The following is a 6,541-nucleotide window of genomic DNA, read 5'->3' on the forward strand; positions in this document are numbered from 1 at the left end:
TCCGGCTCGCGCGCGAGGCGCTGGACGCGGCGCTGCTGCCGCCCCGCGCCGTCCGGGAGGTCATGGCGGGGCTCGCCCGCGACGTCCCCGCCGCGCTGCGCGAGCTGGCCGAGCCGTGGGCGGCCCTCGACCCGCTGCCGCACGAGCGGGTGCGCCGCCTCCTCGGCGGCGGGCGGGACGGCGCCGCGATCGAGGTCGCGGCCCGGCACGGGCACCGGGACCTGCTCCGGGGCGTCGCCGCCGACCCGTCCCGGGCGCCGGCGGTGCGGCGCCGGGCGCTCGAACTGCTCGGCGACCTCGCGGACCGCGACGGCCTCGCCGACCTGCTCGGCGTCGCCGCCCAGGACCCGCCGCTGCTCGCCGCGCCCGCCGCCGCGTGCCTGCGCGGCCTGCACCGGCGCGGCCACTTCCCCGCGGCGCACCACGTCCCCGCGATCGTCGGGCTCGCCCTCGCGGACCACGGCGTGCCCGCGGCCGAGATCGCGGTGGTCCTCTTCTCCCGCCGGCACGAGGCGCTGCGGGAACTGGCCCGGCCGGAGCCGCAGGGGGCGGACGGCGGCTCGTGGGCCCGCCGCCTCGACCTGCTCGTCGCGCTCGACGCGCAGGGCGCCCCCGGGCTCGGCGTGGCCGGCGCGGTCGCCCGCCTCGCTCGCGACGCCGCCGACCCGCGGCCCTTCCTGCGCGCGCTCCGCGAACTGCGGGACCCCGCGGCGGAGGAGACCGTCCTCGCGCTGCTGCCGGACGCGCCCCGGGAGGCGCTCGACGCCCTCGAAGCCGTCGGCGGCCCCCGGACGGCCGCCGCCCTCTGGACCGGCCTCGGCCTGGACGGAAGTGATCCGGACGGGAGCGATCCGGACGGAAGCGATGTCGCCCCGCATCTGGTCCCGTTCCGGCGCCGCGCGCTGGAGCTCCTCTGGCACCTCGACCGCGACCCGGAGCGGCGCCGGACCCTGCTCGACCGCCTCGACCCCCGCCACCTGCCGCGCCGCGTCGCCGACGACCTCGGCGGCCCCGACCCGCGCGAGCTGGCGGTGCTGCGCGCGGCCCCGGACCCCGGCGACCCCGCCGAAGCGCTCGCACGGCTCGCGCGCAACGGCGACGCCACCACCCTGCCCGCGGTCGCCGACCTGCTCCTGCGCGTCGTGTCCGGGCTGGCCGGAGCGTGGACGCCCGGCGGCCCGGGGCCCGAGCCCGCCGTGCCGGACGGCGTCCTGGACGCCGTCCGCGACCTCGGCGGCCGGCTCTTCCGGCGGGGCGCGATCCGGCCGCGCTGCCTGCTGGACGCCGAGGACGCGCCCGCCGCCGGGAACGCCGTACTCGCGAGCACCGTCCTCGACCTCCTCGACCGGCCCGGGCTCGTCCCGGCGGAGCGGGCGATCCTGCTCACCGTCCTGCGCGGCGCCCCGTACCGGCGGACGAGGGCGCGGGTCCATCCGCTGCTCCGGCACCGCGACGTGCATGTCCGGGCCCGCGCCGCCGCGCTCTTCGCCACGGACGCGGAGGGCGCCCGGGTGCTGTCGGCGAGCCTGGTCCCGCTCACCTCGGCGGACGACCCGGCGACCGTCCGGCAGGCGCTGCGGGCCCTGGCCGAGGGCCGCGCGACCTGGGCGGCTCCGGCGATCGCCGGGTGCCTCGACCATCCCGAGATGAGCGTCAAGAAGACCGCGGCGACCGCCCTCGCCGCGGCGGGCGCGCCCGCCGCCGTCCCGAAGGCACTGTTCTGGCTGGGGCACCACGGCAACCCCGGCCTGCGCGAGGCCCTCATCGAGGCGCTCCGCGCCGTGCTGGGCGACGCGTCGGCCGCCGTCGTCCTCGCGGCGGCGGACCAGGCCGCCGACGACCGCGCCCGCGCGCTCCTCCGCGCCGCGCTGCCCGCGCTCGCCCCCGGCCGGTTCTCGGAGGAGGCGGACACCGCCGCCGACGTCCGAGGGCTCGCGGAGCACGGCTGGGACATCGAGACCGCCCGCCGCGTCCTCGACGCGCGGACGCGCGGCAAGGCGGCCCCCGCGTCGTTGCGTCCGCTGCTGCCCCGCTGGCTCGACCTGGCCGAATCGGACCCGCGCGCGCTGCGCCTCGCCGTGGACCTCTGCGGCCCGCCGTGGACGGCGACGGAACTGGAGGTCTTCGCCCGGTCCGCCGCGCTCCTCGTCGAGGCACTGGTCACCGGCGAGGAGCGCCGCGACGCCCCGTCCGGCGCGACAGGGCGACGGCTCCGCGAGCTGGTGAAGCAGGTGGTGCCCCGGCTCGGCGCGGGGGAGAGGTTCCAGGTCGCCGAGCGGGTGCGGGCACTGCCGCCGAGCACGGTGTCGACCACCCTGCTGAATCTGTGCGGCGCGGTCGTGACGCGCGACGATCTCGAGCGCGCGCTCGCCGCCGCACGGCACGTCCCCGATCGGGCGGCGGACGAGGAGGCCGTCCTGCGGGAGGCGTTCGCGCAGGACCCGCTGGAGCACGCCACCGCCGCGCACGAGGCGATCAGGGACGCGGCCCGCGAGCCGGATGAACTGCGGCGCCTCCGGGACGTGCTGCGGAGCCCGTCCCGCGAGGTGCTCGACGCCCTGATCCGGGCCTTCCCGGACGCCCCCGCCGCCGCGCGGCCGCTCCTGCTCGACTGGATGGAGGCGGTGCAGCCGCTCGGCGCCCCGCCGTGGACGCTCGCGGAGCGCTGCGAGGAGCCCGAGGAGCGGACGCCGCGCGCCGGCGACCTCGACCAGCCGCCGTCCGTGGCGCAGCGGCGCCGCCTGTCGGCCATGCTCGACACCGGCCCGGCCGACCGGCGGGCGAAGGCGGCCCGCCTCCTGCTCGACCGGCCCGAACCCGAGGGCCGGTTCGCCGTCCTCCGCGCGTTCCTGGACGGCCGCGACGGGCTGACGGCGACCCACGAGCTGGCGCACGTCCTGCTGGAGGCGCCCGAGGTGCCGGACGGCGGCGACCGGTTCGTCCAGCTGGCCGCCCACCTGTACGGAGCCGACCTCGACCGGTTCGTCCCCGCGCTCGTGTCGCGCTGGGAGGACGGGGACGCCGCCGCCGGGCGGGTGCTCCGGCAGGCGTCCGCCGACGCCGTCGCGGGGGAGATCGCCGAGCGCCTGGCGGGCGGCGCGCGGGGCCTGCTCGACCTCGTCGCCGGCCGGAGGCTGACCCGCACCGCGGCGCTCGACCGGGCGCGGCGGCGCCTCATCGAGGAGGGACGCGACGACCTCGCGGACCGGCTCGTCCTGGTGGACGGCCCCCTCCGGGCGCCCGGCGCCACCCGCCGCGACGCGGCCGCCCTGGCGGCGATGCGCGAGCACGAGCCCCCGGCGGCGAGCGAGCCGTCATCGGCGATGCTGTTCCGGGAGGCGCGGGGCGGCGGCGCGAGAGTGGTGCGCCGCGCGCTCTCGCTGCTCGCCGATCGCCGCGCGGAAGGGCTGGAGGACCTGCTCGCCGAGCTGATCGGCCACCGCGAGACGAAGGTGAGGCTGCACGCCCACCGCGTGTCGCGCAGGGTGCTGAGCCGCGAGGCGTACCTGGAGCAGACCGTGCGGCTGCTCGACGACCCCGAGCCCGACGTCGTCCGCTCGGCGGTCCGGACGCTGAGCCACGCCGGCTGGACGCCCGCGATCCCCGGGCTGGTCGGCCTGCTCGGGCACCCGCGTCCCCAGGTCCGGCAGGCCGCCGCGGACGGGCTCGTCCGGTTCGGCGAAGCGGCGGTCCCGGCGCTGCGGCACGCCGCCGGGCGCGCCCGTCCCGACCGCCGGTCCCGCTACACCGCCCCGTTGGGCGAGATCAACGGTTCTGGCGCATGATGGGTCGCGGGACACCGGGGAAAGGGGGGCGATGAACATCTACCTGGGGGTCTTGCTGATCGCGGCGGGGGCGCTGCTCGTGGTGGTGGGCGTGCTGACGGCCGACGGCCGGATCCCGCGCAACCAGTTCGCAGGCATCCGCACCAAGCGGAGCATGGCCGACGACCAGTCGTGGCTGACCGTGCACCGGGCCGCCCGGCCGTGGATGATCGGCGCGGGCGCCGTGCTGGCCGTTGCGGGCGTCCTCGCGCTGGCGGTCCCGTCCGAGCTCGCGGGGTCACTGTCGGCGGGGATCGGCGCGATCCTGACCGCGATCCTCGCGCTCAGGGGCACCGCCGCCGGGCACGCCGCGCTGCGCCGGAGGTAGCGCGCCGCCCGGAGCCGTGGCGCCGTCCGAAGGTGGGGTTTTGCCTACCCCGATCGGCGTGCTGGACCCATCCTCCGCCGCTCTCGCTCTCCGTAGCGTCGTTTCCGGAGGCGCTCCACGGGAGGGGCGCCGGGCGGAGAGGTGAAGGCGATGTTCGGACACAAGGCGCGGCCGGGAGGGACGGCCCCGTCCGGCGGCGAGGCGCTCCGGCTGGAGGACGTCCGGAAGGTGTACGGCGCGGAGGACAACCGGGTGGTCGCGCTCGACGGCGTGTCGCTGTCGCTGCCGTCCGGGTCGTTCACCGCGGTGATGGGCCCGTCCGGGTCGGGCAAGAGCACGCTGCTCCAGTGCGCGGCGGGGCTCGACCGGCCGAGCGCCGGCCGGGTCGTGGTGGACGGCGCCGAGCTGTCCGGCGGCGGCGAGGCGGCGCTGACGAGGTTCCGCAGGGAGCGGATCGGGTTCGTGTTCCAGCAGTTCAACCTGCTGCCGACGCTGACCGTCATGCAGAACGTCACGCTGCCGCTGAAGCTCGCGGGCCGCCGCGTCGACAAGGCCCGCGCCCGGGACGTCCTCGACCGCGTCGGCCTCGGCGACCGGCTCGCGCACCTCCCGGCGGAGCTGTCGGGCGGGCAGCAGCAGCGGGTCGCGATCGCCCGGGCGCTGGTGACCGAGCCGCGGATCCTGTTCGGCGACGAGCCGACCGGCGCGCTCGACAGCCGCAGCGCCCGCGACGTCCTCGGGCTGCTGCAGGAGGCCGTCCGGGTGTACGGGCGGACGGTGGTGATGGTGACGCACGACCCGGTCGCCGCGGCGCACGCCGACGCGGTGCTGTTCCTCGCCGACGGCCGGATCGTCGGCTACCAGACCGCGCCGACGGCCGAGGCCGTCGCCGAGCGGATGACGCACCTGGCCGACGAGGTCGAGCGGCAGCGGGCCGCCGGCCGCACCCAGGCGGGGGTGTGACATGGGCGGGCTGGCACTGCGGTCCCTGCGCAGGCGCGCGGGCGCGTTCACGGCGAGCTTCCTGTCGATGCTCCTCGGCTCGGCGATCATCATGGCGTTCGCCTCGATGTACGACACGGCCGAGGCGAGCGGGGCGACCGGGCAGACCCGGTCCACGCTGGTCACGATGGCGATGGTGGTCGGCGGCTGGGGACTGCTGCTGGTCGTCTTCGCGGTCACCTCCACGCTGACCCTGGCGGTCCGGCAGCGGGCGGCGGAGATGGCGCTGCTGAAGAGCGTCGGCGCGACGCCGGCGCAGATCACCCGGATGATCGTCGGTGAGGCGGCGGTCCTGGCCGTGCTGGCGGCGCTGCTCGGCGCCGTCCCCGGCGCGCTCGGCGGGCGGGGCCTGCTCGGGCTGCTGCACGGCACCCACCAGGTCCCCGGCGACGTGTCCTACGCGTTCGGGACGTTCGCGCTCGGCACCGGCGCCGGGGTGACGTTCCTGTCCGCGACCGTCGCCGCGCTGATCAGCGCGCGCCGCGCCGCCCGAGTCCGCGTCACCGAGTCGCTGATGGCGGCGGCCGCAGACCCGGGCCGGCTCGGCCGCAGGCGCGCGGTCTTCGCGGGGGTGTTCCTGTTCCTCGCGGTGGACGAGGCGGTCGTGACGATGACGATGATGCGCGGCAAGGGCACCGACGCCATGGCGGCGTCCGGGCAGGCCGACATCTTCGCCGCGATCGGGCTGGCGCTGCTCGCCCCGGTGATCGTCCGGCGGGCGACGGCGCTGCTGGCCGGGCCGGTGCGCGCGTTCGGCGTCGCCGGGGACCTCGCGGTGACGAACCTGCGGCGCCGGACGGGCGCGATGGCGTCCGCGGTGACCCCGATCATCCTGTTCACCGGCATCGCCGTCGGGACGCTGTTCCTCCAGGCCACGGAGAACGGCGCCATGGACCGGTCGGGCCTCGCCAAGACCGCCGACCAGAAGGGGATCGAGACGCTGAACCTGGTGGTCATCGGGATGGTGGTGCTGTTCGCCGCGATCATGCTGGTGAACACGCTGGTGGCGGCGACGGTGCACCGGCGCCGCGAGTTCGGCCAGGCCCGGCTGGCGGGCGCCACCCCGGCCCAGGTGCTCGGCACGGTGGCGCTGGAGTCGGCGGCGCTGACCGTCGTCGGCGTCGCCTGCGGGACGGTCGCCTCGGTCTTCACGATCATCCCCTTCGCGGTGGCGCGCAAGGGCTCGGCCGTCCCGGACGGGAGCGTGTGGATCTACGCCGGGGTCGTCGCCCTCGCGGCCGCTCTCACCGCGGTCACGGCCCTGGCCGCCGCCCGCCGCACCCTCCGCACCCCCGCGGTGGACGCCGTCACCGCCTGACCGCCCCGTCCACCTGCGGCGTGGGGTGCGGCGTGGGGCCGGCCAGGGGGCCCCAAGGCCCGGGCGGGT

General features: G+C 78.0%; 4 protein-coding genes. All 4 read left to right on the forward strand.

The window, feature by feature from the left end:
• Positions 1-3,785, forward strand: a 3,785-nt coding sequence (locus ABT299_RS51885) for a HEAT repeat domain-containing protein (RefSeq protein WP_500255386.1), incomplete at its 5' end; no start/stop codon positions are given.
• 31 nt (positions 3,786-3,816) lie between these two features.
• A complete protein-coding gene (locus ABT299_RS51890; protein WP_387028597.1) occupies positions 3,817-4,152 on the forward strand; it encodes an SdpI family protein in 336 nt (111 codons plus the stop codon).
• A gap of 150 nt (positions 4,153-4,302) precedes the next feature.
• The gene (locus tag ABT299_RS51895; RefSeq protein WP_500255387.1) at positions 4,303-5,115 is read left to right on the forward strand and encodes an ABC transporter ATP-binding protein; all 813 of its coding nucleotides are present in this window, start codon (positions 4,303-4,305) and stop codon (positions 5,113-5,115) included.
• Position 5,116: 1 nt separating this feature from the next.
• Complete coding sequence (locus ABT299_RS51900) at positions 5,117-6,472, forward strand: FtsX-like permease family protein (protein WP_500255388.1); 1,356 nt, start codon at positions 5,117-5,119, stop codon at positions 6,470-6,472.
• Positions 6,473-6,541: the final 69 nt, after the last annotated feature.

Source organism: Spirillospora sp. NPDC000708, from assembly GCF_040299565.1.
Classification (GTDB): Bacteria; Actinomycetota; Actinomycetes; order Streptosporangiales; family Streptosporangiaceae; genus Spirillospora.